The organism is Streptomyces sp. NBC_00996 (genome assembly GCF_045162675.1).
Lineage (GTDB): Bacteria > Actinomycetota > Actinomycetes > Streptomycetales > Streptomycetaceae > Streptomyces.
This window is the reverse complement of record NZ_CP108723.1, coordinates 7,294,263-7,311,610: the sequence shown is the minus strand read 5'-3', so window position 1 is coordinate 7,311,610 and position 17,348 is coordinate 7,294,263. Positions and strand designations below refer to the sequence as shown.

The 17,348-nt window shown below is 69.0% G+C and carries 14 protein-coding genes, 1 pseudogene and 1 riboswitch; of the genes and pseudogenes, 10 read left to right on the top strand and 5 right to left on the bottom strand.

Annotated features, from left to right (window positions below):
- Window positions 1-302 precede the first annotated feature (302 nt).
- The 9 genes and pseudogenes from OG390_RS34375 (at window position 303) to OG390_RS34335 (ending at window position 11,280) form a co-directional block, all read left to right on the top strand.
- A complete protein-coding gene (locus tag OG390_RS34375; protein ID WP_406173235.1) occupies window positions 303-1,067 on the top strand; it encodes a GntR family transcriptional regulator in 765 nt (254 codons plus the stop codon).
- A 138-nt stretch (window positions 1,068-1,205) separates the two neighbouring features.
- Window positions 1,206-1,541 (top strand): annotated as a pseudogene (locus OG390_RS34370) (carbon starvation CstA family protein); the annotation flags it as partial.
- Window positions 1,542-1,718: 177 nt separating this feature from the next.
- Window positions 1,719-1,982, top strand: a complete 264-nt coding sequence (locus OG390_RS34365; protein ID WP_406173233.1) for a DUF3311 domain-containing protein — start codon at window positions 1,719-1,721, stop codon at window positions 1,980-1,982.
- The gene (mctP, locus tag OG390_RS34360) at window positions 1,979-3,589 is read left to right on the top strand and encodes a monocarboxylate uptake permease MctP (RefSeq protein WP_406173231.1); all 1,611 of its coding nucleotides are present in this window, start codon (window positions 1,979-1,981) and stop codon (window positions 3,587-3,589) included. The genes OG390_RS34365 and mctP overlap by 4 nt, the downstream gene beginning before the upstream one ends.
- A gap of 420 nt (window positions 3,590-4,009) precedes the next feature.
- A complete protein-coding gene (locus OG390_RS34355) occupies window positions 4,010-4,528 on the top strand; it encodes a GNAT family N-acetyltransferase (protein WP_406173229.1) in 519 nt (172 codons plus the stop codon).
- An 87-nt stretch (window positions 4,529-4,615) separates the two neighbouring features.
- Window positions 4,616-4,709: riboswitch (cobalamin riboswitch) on the top strand.
- Between the two features lie 155 nt (window positions 4,710-4,864).
- Window positions 4,865-7,258, top strand: a complete 2,394-nt coding sequence (locus OG390_RS34350) for a ribonucleoside-diphosphate reductase subunit alpha (RefSeq protein WP_406173227.1) — start codon at window positions 4,865-4,867, stop codon at window positions 7,256-7,258.
- Window positions 7,258-8,283: a ribonucleotide-diphosphate reductase subunit beta gene (locus OG390_RS34345; protein WP_406173225.1), complete on the top strand. Its 1,026-nt coding sequence runs from the start codon at window positions 7,258-7,260 to the stop codon at window positions 8,281-8,283. The genes OG390_RS34350 and OG390_RS34345 overlap by 1 nt, the downstream gene beginning before the upstream one ends.
- 356 nt (window positions 8,284-8,639) lie before the next feature.
- Window positions 8,640-10,718 (top strand): putative Ig domain-containing protein, encoded by a 2,079-nt coding sequence (locus tag OG390_RS34340; protein WP_406173223.1) that lies wholly within the window; start codon window positions 8,640-8,642, stop codon window positions 10,716-10,718.
- Between the two features lie 100 nt (window positions 10,719-10,818).
- Window positions 10,819-11,280 carry a hypothetical protein gene (locus tag OG390_RS34335; RefSeq protein WP_406173221.1) on the top strand — a complete coding sequence of 154 codons (462 nt, stop codon included), beginning with the start codon at window positions 10,819-10,821 and terminating at the stop codon, window positions 11,278-11,280.
- Here OG390_RS34335 and OG390_RS34330 read toward each other — a convergent pair.
- Window positions 11,241-11,444, bottom strand: a complete 204-nt coding sequence (locus OG390_RS34330; RefSeq protein ID WP_406173219.1) for a hypothetical protein — start codon at window positions 11,442-11,444, stop codon at window positions 11,241-11,243. The genes OG390_RS34335 and OG390_RS34330 overlap by 40 nt on opposite strands.
- A 187-nt stretch (window positions 11,445-11,631) precedes the next feature.
- On the opposite strand from OG390_RS34330, the gene OG390_RS34325 reads away from it, so the two are divergent.
- Window positions 11,632-12,597, top strand: coding sequence for a GlxA family transcriptional regulator (locus OG390_RS34325; RefSeq protein WP_406173217.1), 966 nt, complete (start codon window positions 11,632-11,634; stop codon window positions 12,595-12,597).
- Window positions 12,598-12,621: 24 nt separating this feature from the next.
- On the opposite strand, the gene OG390_RS34320 is transcribed toward OG390_RS34325, so the two are convergent.
- The 4 genes from OG390_RS34320 to OG390_RS34305 form a co-directional block, all read right to left on the bottom strand.
- Complete coding sequence (locus tag OG390_RS34320; RefSeq protein ID WP_406173215.1) at window positions 12,622-13,992, bottom strand: cytochrome P450; 1,371 nt, start codon at window positions 13,990-13,992, stop codon at window positions 12,622-12,624.
- Window positions 13,989-15,074, bottom strand: coding sequence for an epi-isozizaene synthase (gene cyc1 / locus OG390_RS34315; RefSeq protein WP_406173213.1), 1,086 nt, complete (start codon window positions 15,072-15,074; stop codon window positions 13,989-13,991). Before cyc1 ends, OG390_RS34320 begins: the two co-directional genes overlap by 4 nt.
- Before the next feature lie 374 nt (window positions 15,075-15,448).
- Entirely contained in the window at window positions 15,449-16,099 is a 651-nt protein-coding gene (def, locus tag OG390_RS34310) for a peptide deformylase (protein ID WP_406173211.1), read from the bottom strand.
- Window positions 16,100-16,258: 159 nt separating this feature from the next.
- Window positions 16,259-17,239 (bottom strand): tetratricopeptide repeat protein, encoded by a 981-nt coding sequence (locus OG390_RS34305; protein ID WP_406178020.1) that lies wholly within the window; start codon window positions 17,237-17,239, stop codon window positions 16,259-16,261.
- Between the last annotated feature and the right edge of the window lie 109 nt (window positions 17,240-17,348).

Genomic DNA, 17,348 nt, shown 5'->3' with positions numbered 1-17,348 from the left:
CGGGGAGCTTGGCCTAGACCTGGAGGGGTGTCAAGGAGTTCGCGAACCCTCCGACCGTCCGTTATGGGACCTACATATGCAGGGACCTTTAAGTAGGTAACCGGCATAATTCACGGCGCCGTTCGCGCGCCCACGGGTGGACCACTTCAGCGCGGTGGACTAGACCAACAGGTGCGCCGACGGTATATAGGGGGGATCACGGAGCGTGCGGGGGACACTCGCACATGAAGCCGTGCCACGATGTGAGCCGTGGCCGATGGGGATGTCGGCCGTTTCGGCATCCGGAGCCGGGAAGGCAGAGCATGAGCGCCGACGTCAGCCGTGCGGAGAACGAGGGTGGGGCCCCCATCCGTACCGCGCGCGTGCCCAAGTACTACCGCCTGAAGAAGCACCTGCTCGACATGACGGAGACACTGCCGCCCGGCACGCCGGTACCGCCCGAGCGCACCCTCGCCGCCGAGTTCGACACCTCGCGCACCACCGTGCGGCAGGCCCTTCAGGAGCTGGTCGTCGAGGGTCGGCTCGAACGCATCCAGGGCAAGGGCACCTTCGTGGCCAAGCCCAAGGTCTCCCAAGCGCTGCAGCTCACCTCGTACACCGAGGACATGCGCGCCCAGGGCCTCGAACCCACCTCGCAGCTCCTGGACATCGGCTACATCACCGCCGACGAGACCCTCGCCGGGCTGCTCGGCATCTCGGCCGGCGGCCGGGTGCTGCGCATCGAGCGCCTCCGCCTCGCCAGCGGCGAACCGATGGCCATCGAGACGACCCACCTGTCCGCGAAGCGCTTCCCCGCCCTGCGCAGGTCACTCGCCAAGTACACCTCCCTCTACACCGCCCTGGCCGAGGTGTACGACGTCCATCTCGCCGAGGCCGAGGAGACCATCGAGACCTCGCTGGCCACCCCGCGCGAGGCCGGACTGCTCGGCACCGACGTCGGCCTGCCCATGCTGATGCTCTCCCGGCACTCACTGGACAAGCAGGGCGAACCGGTGGAGTGGGTGCGCTCGGTGTACCGCGGCGACCGGTACAAGTTCGTGGCACGCCTGAAGCGCCCGCAGGAGTAGTGCGGTCCACGCGCCCGCAGGACTGTTGAGGCTCAAGCGCCTGCAGAAATAAGCCACTTGAGGTAGGCGCGTGGTGTAGCGCGACTCACCTTCCTGCTCTACGTTCCTCCCGTCACCGCATGGACGGGAGGACGAACGGTGCGTACTGCCAAGCCTCGAACCATCGCCGTCTGGACCCTCGTCGCGCTGGTGGGCGCCGCGGGCTGGTCCGTACTCGCACTCGCGCGGGGCGAGAACGTGTCGGCCGCCCGGATGGTCGCCGCCGCGCTCGGCTCGCACGCCATCGCCTATCGCTTCTACGCGAAGTTCATCGCGCACAAGGTGCTCAAGGTCGACGGGACTCGGGCCACCCCGGCGGAGCGGCTGAACAGCGGCATCGACTTCCATCCCACGGACCGGCGCGTGCTGCTCGGCCACCACTTCGCGGCGATCGCGAGCGCGGGCCCGCCGGTCGGCCCGGTGAGCCACGCACGGACCGTCACCGTCGGGAGGAGGATCCGCGCCAGGGCTTCCGCTGCTGCTGACGGCATGAACCGGAGCCCACACGAATCCTCCACATCCGCTATCCGGAGGGGGGTTCCATAAAGCGGGACCGTCGCCTAGATTGCCTGCGCGTTACACAGGTGATCAGTGAGGGGACGGAGCCGCCCTATGTCAGATGTGCCCGAAGTGAAGCCACCGGCGGTGACGCCGGTCCGCGTCGTGATAGCCCTGTGCCTGCTCGTCCCCTTCGTGGCGATGCTGTGGGTCGGCTCGTACGCGAAGACGGATCCGACCTTCATCGGCATCCCGTTCTTCTACTGGTACCAGATGCTGTGGGTGCTCATCTCCACGGCGCTGACGATGATCGCCTACAAGCTCTGGCAGCGTGACCAGCGCGCCCGCGCGACCACGAAGGGCGGTGCCGAGGCATGAAGGACGGCGTGAACGGCGTGGCACTCGCCGTCTTCATCTTCTTCTTCCTGGCCGTCACGGTCATGGGCTTCCTGGCCGCGCGCTGGCGCAGGGCCGACGACGAGCACAGCCTCGACGAATGGGGCCTGGGCGGACGGTCGTTCGGTACCTGGATCACCTGGTTCCTGCTCGGTGGCGACCTCTACACGGCGTACACCTTCGTCGCCGTACCCGCCGCGATCTACGCGGCAGGCGCCGCCGGCTTCTTCGCGGTCCCCTACACCATCCTGGTCTACCCGCTGATCTTCACGTTCCTCCCCCGCCTGTGGTCGGTCTCCCACAAGCACGGATACGTGACGACGTCGGACTTCGTGCGCGGCCGCTTCGGCTCGAAGGGCCTGTCCCTCGCCGTGGCCGTCACGGGCATCCTGGCGACCATGCCGTACATCGCGCTCCAGCTGGTCGGCATCCAGGCCGTCCTGGACGTGATGGGCGTGGGCGGCGGAGAGAACACGAACTGGTTCGTGAAGGACCTCCCGCTCCTCATCGCCTTCGGAGTACTGGCCGCGTACACCTACTCTTCCGGCCTGCGCGCCCCGGCCCTGATCGCGTTCGTGAAGGACACCCTGATATACATCGTGATCGCGGTGGCCATCATCTACATCCCGATCAAGCTCGGCGGGTTCGACGAGATCTTCAAGGCGGCGAGCGACAAGTACACGGCGGCGGGCGCGGGCGGAATCGTCCCCGCCGAAGCGGGCCAGTGGACATATGCCACCCTCGCCCTGGGCTCGGCACTGGCGCTCTTCATGTACCCGCACTCGATCACGGCGACGCTGTCGAGCCGCAGCCGCGAGGTGATCCGCCGCAACACCACGATCCTGCCCCTGTACTCGCTGATGCTGGGCCTGCTCGCCCTGCTCGGGTTCATGGCGATCGCCGCCGGAGTGAAGGTCACGAACGGCCAGCTCGCCATCCCGCAGCTCTTCGAGACCATGTTCCCGGACTGGTTCGCGGGTGTGGCCTTCGCCGCCATCGGCATCGGAGCGCTGGTCCCCGCGGCCATCATGTCCATCGCGGCCGCGAACCTCTTCACGCGCAACATCTACAAGGACTTCATCAAGCCCGACGCGACGCCCCAGCAGGAGACCAGGGTCTCCAAGCTGGTCTCGCTCCTGGTGAAGGTCGGCGCGCTGGTCTTCGTCCTCACCATGGACAAGACGGTCGCCATCAACTTCCAGCTGCTCGGCGGCATCTGGATCCTGCAGACCTTCCCGGCCCTGGTCGGCGGCCTGTTCACCCGGTGGTTCCACCGCTGGGCGCTGCTCGCGGGCTGGGCCGTCGGCATGGTCTACGGCACGCTCGCGGCGTACGGGGTCGCCTCCCCGGCGCAGAAGCACTTCGGCGGCAGCTCGAAGGAGATCCCCGGGCTCGGGGAGATCGGCTACATCGGCCTCACCGCGTTCGTCCTCAATGTCGTGGTGACCGTCGTCCTCACCTTCGCCCTCCGGGCGTTCAAGGCTCCCGACGGCGTCGACGAGACATCCCCCGAGGACTACACGGCGGACGCGGGCGACCCGGGGGTAGAGACGGAACTGCCCCCGGCCACGGCCGGAGCGACGCACTAGGCACCGGGCATGGCCTCGGGGTGAGTGCGCGTACCGGCACCCGCAGGGTGCCGGTACGCGCTCCCGTGTCGCTGGGGCGGCGCGATTGCCCGCAGCTGAGCCAGTACGCACCTGCAGTCGCCGGCGCATGGGAGGGGCCGTGCCGGTACATCACATGCCCCGTCGCTTACGTGGTTGCCAACAGGCCGAGCCCTGAAAGCCAAGCGATCTGCCACCGGCGACGGGGCGGATGTACCGGCACGGCCCCGACCCACCCACCAGCCGCAGGCGCCGACGCAGACACCGGCCGCAGGCGGAACCACCCACCGGCGCGAACCCGCCCCACCCGCCAGGCGCAAGCGCCGACGCAGCCACCACAGGACGGGCCGCCGGAAGGAAAACCGGCGGCCCGTCGCCGTACCCGTCCGGCACACTCCCCGCATGGACATCGTCATCAGACGGGCTCAGCCCGAGGAGTACCCCACCGTCGGCGAGCTCACCGCGCAGGCCTACCTCGGAGACGGCCTGCTCGACTTCGGGGAGAACGACGAGTACCTCGGAGAGCTGCGGGACGTGCCCAAGCGGGCCGCCGCCGCGGACGTACTCGTCGCGGTGGCCCACGAGCGCGTACTCGGCGGCGTGACCTTCGTCCCGCAGGGCGGCCCCATGGCCGACATAGCCCGCCGGGGCGAGGCCGAGATCCGCATGCTCGCGGTCGCGCCCGAGGCGCGGGGCAGGGGCGCAGGCGAAGCCCTCGTCCGCGCCTGCGTCGACCGCGCACGCGCCACGGAAGGCTGCGTACGCATCGTCCTGTCCACCCAGCGCACGATGCACGCAGCCCACCGCATCTACGAACGCCTCGGTTTCACCCGCACTCCCGACCGCGACTGGAACCCGATCCCCGACATCGACGACATCCTGCTGCTCACCTACGAGTTGACGATCCAGCACACTCCGTAGCACTCCGCGACGCCGACCCGACACAACATGTGGGGGTGCTCCCGCAGCCCGGCACAAGATGTATGCTCATGCTCGCTGTCGCCGCAGGGGAATCCGGTGTGAATCCGGAACTGTCCCGCAACGGTGTACTTGTACGTGTTCATGCCCCGCACGGCCGCGTACGAGTGTCAGTCCGAGGACCTGCCGACAGCGCGCCCCGGCCACCCGGCCCGGGCGCCGACGACGTCCGGGCCTCGCGGAATGGGCCGGTGGACGCGGTGCGCCGCTGCCCTGAAGCGCCCCCGTGTGCCCCGCTCCTCGCCAACAGGCCCCGTGCCGAGCGAGGGAGAGCCCCAAGTGACCATCGCGCCAGCCGACCCGGCTTCAGCTTCCGTTTCCGCGAAGCGGGCCCCGGTGGAGACGGACGGTCCCGGTACCACGCTGCTGCGTACCCTGACCGACCTCACCTCCGACCTCCCCGACGCCGACCCCGGCCGGGTCGCCGCCGCCGCGCTGCGCGGCCGGTCCGCCCGCGCGGACGACGCGGAGCTGCGCGAACTGGCCACCGAGGCCGCCGCCGGCCTCATCTCCGAGGACCCGGCGTACTCCCGCCTCGCCGCCCGCCTGCTGACGATCAGCATCGCGGCGGAGGCCGCCTCACAGGGCGTGCGATCCTTCGCCGAGTCCATCGCCACCGGCCACCGCGAGGGCCTGATCGCCGACCGCACGGCGGAATTCGTAGGGCTGCACACGGCCGGCCTGAACGAACTGATCGACGTGCACGCCGACGACCGCTTCGGCTACTTCGGCCTGCGCACCCTGCACAGCCGCTATCTGCTCCGGCATCCGATCACCCGCAAGGTCATCGAGACGCCCCAGCACTTCATGCTCCGGGTGGCGTCGGGCCTCGCCGAGGACGACACGGCCAGAGCGCTCGACGAAGTCGCGGCGCTCTACCGGCTCATGAGCCGCCTCGACTACCTCCCCTCCTCCCCCACGCTCTTCAACTCCGGTACACGGCACCCGCAGATGTCGTCCTGCTACCTCCTCGACTCCCCGCTGGACGAGCTGGACTCCCTCTACGACCGCTACCACCAGGTCGCGCGCCTCTCGAAGCACGCGGGCGGCATCGGCCTGTCGTACAGCCGGATCCGTTCCCGCGGCTCCCTCATCCGCGGCACGAACGGGCACTCCAACGGCATCGTCCCGTTCCTGAAGACCCTCGACGCCTCGGTCGCCGCGGTGAACCAGGGCGGCCGGCGCAAGGGTGCCGCCGCGGTCTACCTGGAGACGTGGCACTCCGACATCGAGGAGTTCCTGGAGCTGCGCGACAACACCGGTGAGGACGCCCGGCGTACGCACAATCTGAACCTCGCGCACTGGATCCCGGACGAGTTCATGCGCCGGGTCAACGAGAACGGGATCTGGTCCCTGTTCTCCCCCTCCGACGTGCCGGAACTGGTCGACCTGTGGGGCGACGAGTTCGACGCGGCCTACCGCAAGGCGGAAGAGGCGGGCCTCGCCAAGAAGACCATCCCGGCCCGCGACCTGTACGGCCGCATGATGCGCACCCTCGCACAGACCGGCAACGGCTGGATGACCTTCAAGGACGCCGCCAACCGCACCGCCAACCAGACGGCGGAGCCGGGCCACACCGTCCACTCCTCGAACCTGTGCACCGAGATCCTGGAGGTCACGGACGACGGCGAGACGGCGGTCTGCAACCTCGGCTCGGTGAACCTGGGCGCCTTCGTCGACCGGGCGAGCGGCGACATCGACTGGGACCGCCTGGACGAGACGGTCCGCACGGCCGTCACCTTCCTGGACCGGGTCGTCGACATCAACTTCTACCCGACCGAGCAGGCGGGCCGCTCCAACGCCAAGTGGCGCCCGGTCGGCCTCGGCGCGATGGGCCTCCAGGACGTCTTCTTCAAGCTCCGCCTGCCCTTCGACTCGCCGGAGGCCCGCGCCCTCTCCACGCGCATCGCCGAGCGCATCATGCTCGCCGCGTACGAGGCCTCGGCCGACCTCGCCGAGCGCAACGGCCCGCTCCCGGCCTGGGAGAGGACCCGTACCGCCCGCGGTGTCCTCCACCCCGACCACTTCGACGTGGAGCTGACCTGGCCGGAGCGCTGGGCGGCCCTGCGGGAACGTATCGCCGCCGTAGGCATGCGCAACTCCCTCCTTCTCGCCATCGCGCCCACCGCGACGATCGCGTCCATCGCGGGCGTGTACGAGTGCATCGAGCCGCAGGTGTCGAACCTCTTCAAGCGCGAGACGCTGTCCGGAGAGTTCCTCCAGGTCAACTCCTACCTGGTGGACGAGCTGAAGAACCTCGGCGTGTGGGACGCGCAGACCCGGGAGGCACTGCGCGAGTCCAACGGCTCGGTGCAGGGCTTCACCTGGGTGCCGCAGGACGTCCGCGACCTGTACCGGACGGCGTGGGAGATCCCGCAGCGCGGCCTCATCGACATGGCCGCCGCCCGGACCCCGTTCCTGGACCAGGCCCAGTCCCTGAACCTGTTCCTGGAGACGCCGACCATCGGCAAGCTCTCCTCGATGTACGCCTACGCCTGGAAGTCGGGCCTGAAGACGACGTACTACCTGCGCTCCCGCCCGGCGACCCGCATCGCCCGCGCCGCACAGGCCCAGGCGCAGCCCGAGAAGATCATCCCCGTCCAGCAGGCGACCGCCCCCGACGCCGTCGCCTGCTCCCTGGAGAACCCCGAGTCCTGCGAGGCCTGCCAGTGATGACTACCGCCCCCGAAAAAACCGAGAAGAACCTCCTCGACCCGGGCTTCGAACTCACCCTCCGCCCCATGCGCTACCCGGACTTCTACGAGCGCTACCGGGACGCCATCAAGAACACCTGGACCGTCGAGGAGGTCGACCTCCACTCGGACGTCGCCGACCTCGCGAAACTGTCGCAGGGCGAGCAGCACATGATCGGCCGGCTGGTCGCGTTCTTCGCGACGGGCGACTCGATCGTGGCGAACAACCTCGTACTGACGCTGTACAAGCACATCAACTCCCCCGAGGCGCGGCTGTATCTGTCCCGCCAGCTCTTCGAGGAGGCCGTGCACGTCCAGTTCTACTTGACCCTGCTGGACACCTACCTCCCCGACCCGGAGGACCGCGCCGCCGCCTTCGCCGCCGTGGAGAACATCCCCTCCATCCGCGAGAAGGCCGGGTTCTGCTTCAAGTGGATGGACTCGGTGGAGAAGCTGGACCGGCTGGAGACCCGGGCCGACCGGCGCCGCTTCCTGCTCAACCTCATCTGCTTCGCCGCGTGCATCGAGGGGCTCTTCTTCTACGGGGCCTTCGCGTACGTCTACTGGTTCCGCAGCCGGGGTCTGCTGCACGGCCTGGCGACCGGTACCAACTGGGTGTTCCGCGACGAGACGATGCACATGAGCTTCGCCTTCGAGGTCGTCGACACCGTACGCAAGGAGGAGCCGGAGCTCTTCGACGACCTGCTCGGGCAGCAGGTGACGGACATGCTGCGCGAGGCCGTCGAGGCCGAGCTGCAGTTCGCGCGCGACCTGTGCGGTGACGGTCTGCCGGGCATGAACACCGACTCGATGCGGCAGTACCTGGAGTGCGTCGCCGACCAGCGCCTGCAGCGGCTGGGCTTCGCGCCGGTGTACGGATCCGAGAACCCGTTCTCCTTCATGGAGCTCCAGGGCGTTCAGGAACTGACCAACTTCTTCGAGCGGCGGCCGTCCGCGTACCAGGTCGCGGTGGAAGGAACCGTCGACCTCGACGAGGACTTCTGACGTCACCTCAGAAATGATGCCGGGCCGCGGGCGTGGCCCGGCATCATCGCGTCTCGTCCATGGACCGTCCATGGGTCGTCCATGGACCACCTATGGAGCGGCAAAGTTCTTCGGGCGCCGCTATCCGCGCCTCATCGGCCCCGGCTAAGTTCTGGCCGTCCTGACATGTCACACACAGCGGCATACCAGGGTGACTGATTTGGCATGCCCATGACACTCCCTTCATGTACTGGCGCTACGCGCGTCACGGGCCTGCCGCGCAACGCCGAGAACCCCCACTTCCGGCTGTGGAGCCGCGTACGGCCCTACCCCGGCCCGCGCGGCACCGGCCTCAAACCGATGGAGGCAGCACCCCCATGCGTGAGACACGCTCCGTCAGACCCGCCCGGAGACTGCGAAGACTGCTGACCGCCGCCCTCCCCGCCCTCGCCCTCGGCGTCGCCGGGTTCGCCGCGGCCCCGCCCGCGGGTGCGCAGACAGCGCCCACCGCGCACATCTCCCGGGCCGCCCAGAACGCGAAAGCCCTGACTTCCCCCGCCGCCCAGGCCGTGCACCCGACCGGCAAGGCCGGTCAGAAGGTGCCCACCACGCATCTGTGCGGCACCCCGACACCGGGTCACGCCGCCTGCTTCGCGCAGCGGCGCACGGACATCAAGCAGCAGCTGGCCGCGGCGATATCCCCGGACGCCGCCGCCGCGGTGTCCGGCCTCAGCCCGGCCAACCTGCACAGCGCGTACAGCCTGCCCTCGACCGGCGGCTCCGGCCTGACGGTCGCCGTCGTCGACGCGTACAACGACCCCAACGCCGAGTCGGACCTGGCCACTTACCGCTCGCAGTTCGGCCTGTCGGCCTGCACCAAGGCCAACGGCTGCTTCAGGCAGGTCAGCCAGACCGGCTCGACCACCTCGCTGCCGACGAACGACACCGGCTGGGCCGGCGAGGAAGCGCTCGACATCGACATGGTCAGCGCGGTCTGCCCCAACTGCAACATCATCCTGGTCGAGGCCGACTCCGCGAACGACACCGACCTCGGGATCGCGGAGAACGAGGCGGTCTCGCTGGGCGCGAAGTTCGTGTCCAACAGCTGGGGCGGCGACGAGTCCTCCTCCCAGACCAGCGAGGACACCCAGTACTTCAAGCACCCGGGCGTCGCCATCACCGTCTCCGCCGGTGACTCCGGCTACGGCGCCGAGTACCCGGCGACTTCGCAGTACGTGACCGCCGTCGGCGGCACCGCGCTGTCCACGTCGTCCAACTCCCGCGGCTGGACCGAGTCCGTGTGGAAGACCAGCAGCACCGAGGGCACCGGCTCCGGCTGCTCCGCGTACGACACCAAGCCGAGCTGGCAGACCGACACCGGCTGCACCAAGCGCATGGAGTCGGACGTCTCCGCGGTCGCCGACCCCGCGACAGGTGTGGCCGTCTACGACACCTACGGCGGCTCCGGCTGGGCGGTCTACGGCGGCACGAGCGCCTCCGCGCCGATCATCGCGGGCGTGTACGCCCTCGCGGGCACCCCGGGTTCCAGCGATTACCCGGCGAAGTACCCGTACTCCCACACCTCGAACCTGTACGACGTCACCAGCGGCAACAACGGCTCCTGCTCGACCTCGTACTTCTGCACCGCGGCCACCGGCTACGACGGCCCGACCGGCTGGGGCACCCCCAACGGCACCACCGCCTTCACCTCGGGCACCAGCACCGGCAACACGGTGACCGTCACCAACCCGGGCAGCCGGTCCACCGCGACCGGCGGCTCGGTCAGCCTGCAGATCTCGGCCTCCGACAGTGCGGGCGCGAGCCTCACGTACCGCGCGAGCGGCCTGCCCACCGGCCTGTCGATCAGCAGCTCGACCGGCCTGATCTCCGGCACCGCGAGCACGGCGGGCACCTACAGCGTGACCGTCACCGCGTCCGACAGCACCGGCGCCTCCGGCTCGGCCTCCTTCACCTGGACCGTCAGCACATCCGGTGGCGGCACCTGCACCGCGGCGCAGCTGCTCGGCAACCAGGGCTTCGAGTCGGGCAACACCATCTGGAGCGCCTCCAGCGGAGTCATCACCAACGACAGCGGTGAGGCGGCGCACGGCGGCTCCTCCTACGCCTGGCTGGACGGCTACGGCTCCACCCACACCGACACGCTGTCCCAGTCGGTGACCATCCCGAGCGACTGCAAGGCGTCGCTCACCTTCTACCTGCACATCGACACGGCCGAGACCAGCACCAGCACGGCCTACGACAAACTCACCGTCACCGCCGGCTCCACCACGCTGGCGACCTACTCCAACCTCGACAAGGCTTCCGGCTACGCCCAGAAGACCTTCGACCTGTCCTCCTTCGCCGGCTCGACCGTCACGCTGAAGTTCAGCGGCGTCGAGGACTCCTCGCTCCAGACCAGTTTCGTCGTCGACGACACCGCCCTGACGACCAGCTGACCCCCGAAAGCCCTGGCCGCCGTCGCGGCCAGGGCTTTTCCGTGCCCCGAAGTGGATCCTGATGCGGGGGTGGCACGTCCAAGCGACGAGGAGGCCCCCCATGCGCCGAACGACCCACCACCGGACCATCACCCTCGCGGCACTGACGCTTCTCGTGGCCGTGGGCTGCGGCACGCAGAGCGGAGGCGACGCGGGCGGCAGCGGCACCGTGTCACCGTCCCCCACGACATCCCACAAGGGCTGTGCGCAGGCGAAGGCGGAGCTCGGCGCCGCCGACACCGGCCACACGTTCTGCCTGACGACGGGCGACGTGATCCGCATCAGCCTGGACGGCACCACCAGCCGGCCCTGGGCGCCCGTCAAGGTCGGCGGCAGCGGTCTGGAGGCCACCAACAGCGGCATCGTCCTGCAGGCGGGCGACGCCTCCTCCGCCTTCAAGGCGGTCTCGGCCGGGACGGCGCAGCTCACCTCGTCCCGCCCGTTGTGCCCCAGCGACCCGGCCCGAATCTCGTGCAAGGGCCTTCAGGATTGGACGGTCACGGTGGTGGTGACGAAGCCCTGAGGGCGCAAGGGGCGGTCGACCTCGGAGCGGGCGGCCCCGGCCGCCTTGAGCTGGCGGTCGACGCGCCGCTCGTGGGCGAGCCCGATCAGCGAGGGGAGCGCCACGACCGCGAAGATCCCAAGGACGGTCAGGATTCCGACGAGGTTGTCCATGAGTGTGTTCATGAACACTACTGTCGCGCCGGTTGCTCCCGACCGTCAGTGGCAGGACTGCCGCACACCCTCGAATTACTGCCACTTCCGAGGCACACTGGAGAACATGCTGCCGCGCCTTCCCGGGGGCCAACCCCCAGGCCCCCGGCCGGAGAAGCAGGTCGGACAGGCCGGCCGAAGTCGCAAGGCGAGGTGAGCTGTGCTGAAGAACGTGGCCGCGGTCCTGCTGGACGGTGTGCACCCCTTCGAACTCGGTGTCGTCTGCGAGGTGTTCGGCCTCGACCGCAGCGACGAGGGACTGCCCGTCTACGACTTCGCGATCGCCTCGGCCGAGGGCCCCACGCTCAACACCCATGTCTCCGGGTTCACCGTCTCCACCCCGCACGGCCTCGACCGGCTCGACGATGCCGACCTCGTCGTCGTGCCGGCCGGGGACACCTATGCGGTGCGCGACTATCCGCCCGAGCTGCTGGACGCGCTGCGCCGGGCCGTCGAGCGCGGTGCGCGGGTGCTCAGCGTCTGCTCCGGTGTCTTCGTGCTGGGCGCGGCCGGGCTCCTGGACGACCGACGCTGCGCGGTGCACTGGCATCACGCGCAGGCGCTCGCCCGGCAGTATCCGCGGGCGATCGTCGAGCCGGACGTGCTGTACGTCGACGAGGACCCGGTGATCACTTCGGCGGGCACCGCCGCCGGCATCGACGCCTGCCTCCACCTCGTCCGCAAGGAGCACGGCCCGGAGGTCGCCAACGCCATCGCCCGCCGCATGGTCGTACCGCCGCACCGCGACGGCGGCCAGGCCCAGTTCATCGAGCGCCCGCTGCCCCGCTCCCGGTGCGACACGGTCGGCGAGGTGCTGGTGTGGATGCAGCAGCACCTCGACGAGGAGGTGACCGTCGAGCAGCTCGCGGCCCGCGCGCACATGTCCCCGCGCACCTTCGCGCGCCGCTTCCAGCAGGAGACGGGGACGACTCCGTACCGCTGGATCCTGCGCCAACGGGTGCTGCTGGCCCAGGAGTTGCTTGAGGCCACGGACGAGACGATGGACGCGATCGCGGGCCGCGCCGGGTTCGGCAACGCGGCCGCGCTGCGCCATCAGTTCGTCCGGAGCCTGGGGACGACCCCGCAGGCGTACCGGCGCACGTTCAGGGGCCCGCGAGCGGCCTGAACGTGCGCCGGTAAACACGCACGGTCAGCGCGGCCGGGCCTTCAACAGCAGCTTGTGCGGTCGCAGCGTGATGCCGACGCGGGTCGCATCCTTGGAGCCCGACACCTGCTCGAAGCGCCACCGCGACGCCACGGTCGCCGTGATCAGACTGAGCTGGGCCATCGAGAAGTGGTCACTGGGACATTTCCGGTTGCCCACGCTGAACGGGCGCATCGCGTACTTCGGTATGTCCTTGGACCGTTCCGGAAGCCAGCGGTCGGGGTCGAAATCCTGGTGCTCCTGGTACGACCGGGGATCGCGCTGGATCGCGTACGGGCTGTAGACGATGTCGGCACCGGCCGGAATGCGATAGCCGCCCAGCTCGGTTTCGGTCACCGTGCGCCGCGTCAATATCCATACGGCGGGGTGCAAACGCATCGCCTCGACGATGACATTGTTCGTGTGCGACAACTTCCGGACGTCGTCGAATCCGACGGGCCGGTCGCCCGCAACGGATTCGACCTCCTTGCTCACCTTGTCCGCCTGTTCCGGGTGTTCGGTGAGGACTTGCAGGAGCCACATGACCGTGGACGCGATGGTTTCGCTGCCGGGGGTGAGTATGGCTACGACTTGGTCGTGGATCTCCTGTTCGTCGATGGGGTCGCCGTTGTCGTCCTTCGCCTCCAGCAATGCCGTCAGCAAATCGTCCGGCTTTTGACCAGATGCCCGCCGCTCGTCGATGATCTCGTCGACGAGGTCATGCAAATCGGCCAAAGCGCGGTCGAATTGACGGTGGGACGGAAGAGGCAGCCGATAGAGCGGTCCGGCCGGGATGACCATGCGCCGGTACATCCCGCGGAACACGGCGCCCAGCGCGATGCTCAGCCGCTCGGCCCGCTCGTCCATGAACTGACCGCGCAGCAGACAGCGGGCCGCGATGCGGACGGCGACGCGGAACGACTCGGAGGTGCAGTCGATCGTCTCCCCCGGCACCATGCGCGCCGCGAACGCGCGCGCCTCCTCCTCCATGATCGGCCCGTACTCGTGGATGATGTCGGCCCGGAACGCGGGCTGGATCGTCCGCCGCTGGCGCCGGTGCTGCGGCCCGTTGGCGGTCGCGACCCCCTTCTTGCCGAGCAGCCCCTCGAGGGACTCCCACAGCGGGCCGCCGATCTCGTAGTCGGGGTTGAGCGCCAGCGCCCCGGTGAGTGCGGGGGTGGTGACGGCGTACACCGTCTTGGGGCCCAGCTTGAGCCCGACGACGTCGCCGTGGTCGCGCAGTTGGGCCAGGAAGCCCAGCGGGTCGCGGACCAGTTTCCAGCCGTGGCCGAGACCCGGCACGCCTCCGCCCGCGAGGGGCGGGGTGGACAACTCCAGCGTCTCAGGTACCTCGGGTCGCACTGACTCGACGGTCATTTCTCACCTGCCGCTTCATTGTTGACGTACGGGGGTGTGGAGCGGTCGTCCCAGCTGTCGACCATGTACCGGCCCGACTCGTGGTGGAACCAGTACACGGAGCTGAACCAGTTCCGCATATTGCCGAGGCAGTCCTTCACGGCGACGCTGCATTCCTTGCCGCGCACGGTCCCGTCCGCGAGGGTGTCAGCGAGCCGTAATACGTCCTTTTCGGCGACGAGGAATTCACGAATGGATTCCTCGACTCGTCGCCGTACTTCCGTGACGGCCTCTTCAAGAGTCAGCCCCTCGTGGTGAATGAGACTGATTCCGAGATTGTGGACTTCGTCGCCCGCGATTTCCTTGGGGAGCGAGCACAGGTCGTTGTACCAGGCGGCGAATTCCTGGCTGAGCAGTGCCGCCTTCCGATATGCGGGGTGATTCCGCACCGCGGTGGGGAGTTCGTACCCCGCGCTGGGTTCCAGAAGGTCGGTCCAGATCCAGTGCGCGAATGTCAGCCGACGGAGTTCGAGATACTCCTCGACCGTTGGAACGGTGCCCGAGGCGCGATTTCGGAACTCCCGGTCGTACGCCTCGATCACCGCGTGGAAGTGGAGTGCGAACCGCGCGTTCCACTTCTTGCTGAGGAACGAGTACAGCCGCACCATGCTGTCCGCGAACCCCGCGACCAGGGGATCCTGGTGGTGCAGATGGTCCCTGGGGGAGTCGAGGGCCGCGTGCAGCTGGAACCTGAGCCTCCGCCAGGCGCCGGTGCGGCCGTGGATGACGTCGCGGTCGTGGCGGTCGTCCCAGACGAAGAACCACGCGCTGTAGTCGGCTATCGCCTGCATGACCTCGTCGGGGGCGCCAATGTAGTAGCCCGCCATGAGGTCCGTGTAGCACAAGCCGTCGGCATATTCCTCGACCTTGTCCGCCGGCATGAGCCGTTTTTCGAGCAGCCAGGTCCTGGTCTTCTTCTGGAGCCTGGGCCAATACGGATGCAGTTGTCGAGGAAATGCCGTCTCGATCACCGGAAGAGAGAGCGCCGGTGGAACCGCGACCGCTGTCGGTGTCGATGAAGTGCCGTGTGAGAAAGCATGCACGAACAAACCCCTCTCAGCCGCCTGCTGGCGCTACACCCCTCCCGCTGTGCCGGGCGTGCGCCGTTGCGTATCCCCGCACTTCCCATTCAGCACCACAACTGACCGCCCTGGGAACGGATTTGCCCCACTCACTACCCCATGATGCCGAGAATCTCCCCTTGTGTGACTGAATATGGATCACTAGAGGAGCACAAGGGATCGAACGTGCGACGTACACACGAACGGCGCCTGGTCAGGAAAGCTCCCTGACCAGGCGCCGTTCGAGCAAGCTCACAAGAGACTGCGAGCCCCACCTGTCATTTTCTGTCTCAGTCGTTCGCGAGGACGGTCGCCGTCACGTCTCAGCCGTTCGCGAGGACGGTCGCCGTCACGTCTCAGCCGTTCGCCACGATCGGGTAGCGGGGCTCGTTCTCGGCCATCTGCCGCAACGCGTCCTTGCGCTCGCGCTTGGAGAGCCGGTCGATGTACAGGTAGCCGTACAGATGGTCCGTCTCGTGCTGGAGGCAGCGGGCGAAGTAGCCGGTGCCGCGCACCTTGATCGGGTTGCCCTTCTCGTCCTGCCCGGTGACCTCGGCGTAGTCCGGGCGGGCCAGCGGCGCGTACGCGGTCGGCACCGAGAGGCAGCCCTCGTTGCTGTCGTCCAGACGGCGCTGCTCGGCGGGCAGCTCGACCAGCACGGGGTTGCAGACCACGCCCACGTGCCGCTTGCCCTCGTCGTCCATGCAGTCGTAGACGAAGACCTTCAGGTCGACGCCGATCTGGTTGGCGGCCAGGCCCACGCCCTCGGCGGTGCGCTGGCTGGCGAACATGTCGGCGACCAGCTGGTCCAGCTCTTCCCCGAACTCGGTGACGTCCTTGCACTCCTTGTGCAGCACCGGGTTCCCGACGACCGTGATCGGCCGCGAGGTGCCGCGCCCGCGGTAGGCCTCCTCACGCTCCTCGCAGTCCTCGGTGTCGATGACGAAGCCCTCGTCGTCCACGGGGAGCACGCCCGCGTGCTGCTGATCGGTGTCCTGCTGCGCCATGACCGACGTATGCCTTCCTGAAAAACGGGGGTGTGATGCTGATACAGGGTACGGGGCAGCGCCCCGTGAGGGGCGCGGGACCGTGCCTGCGGTGCGGCTCCGCCGCGTGGGCGCGACCGGCCACGACAACCCGCGGCCGACCTTCCTCCCCGCAGTCTCCTAACAGACCTCTTCGAGGTCCCGCCAGTCCCTGGAGTCGGGGCTGTCCGCGACCCACCCGTCCAGCAGCCCCTTCACCAGCGAGGCCGGCGCGGCCACCCCGCACTCCCGCTCGGGCACCCACAGCTGCCCGTCGGTGCGGTGGCCGAGCGGACCCGGATGGCCGGGCTCGCTGTGGTCGTGCGGGTCCAGGTGCTCGCCGTCACCCTCGTCGGACGGCATCCGCGACTCGGAGCACATCCGGCACAGCAGCCGTACGGACGACGACCAGTCCTCGGCGGCGAAGCCGGCGTCGGCGGCGAGCTGCTCCAGCGCGTCCCGGTCGTCCTCGGTGGCCGCCTCGAGGAGGACCACCCAGGTGGGGACGGGCGAGGGCGCCCACAGCTCGATCTCGTCGAAGACGGGGTAGGAGTGCCCGGCAGCGGTGGTCCGCTCACCGTGCGGGACACCGTCGTGCAGCACGACCTCGCCCCAGCGCCGCCCGGAGGACGGCAGCGGAATGGACAGCACCTCGATGCGGGCGGGGTCGAGCCTGCGGCCCCACACCACTTCGGCCTCGCCCTCGGGCGACAGCCGTACGGCCGCGCTGCCGAGGTCCATGCCCACCGGTTCCCCGGAGACGGCGGCGCCGCCGGGTACCCGCAACCCGTACGCCTGCCAGGCGCGCCGGGCCAGCGGCCAGTCCTGCAGGGCGGTGGCCGCGATGCCCACGTTCCACCAGTCGGGCGCCCCGGTCTCGCGGTCGAGCAGCGCGACGGCCCTGAGGCCCGCCGCCCGCGCCTGCTCCCAGTCGTGCCGGAACTTGTGCAGCAGGGCCAGGTTGAACCAGGACTCGGACAGCCACGGCTCCAGGTCCGCGGCGCGCGTCAGCAGCGCGCCGGCGTCTTCGTACCGGCCGTCACCGATCAGCGTGAACGCACGGTCGGTGGCCTGCCGCCATGAGGCGGAGGGCCGGTGTCGTCCCTTGCCGAAGATCCTCACCATTCCCGCCTGCCAGTTCCTTGCGTTTCCCGCCTGCCGGTCCCTTGAAGAGTCCTTTGAAGACAGTGCAGCCCCGGGCTGGCCCGTGCCCCCGAACACCCTCTTCCTC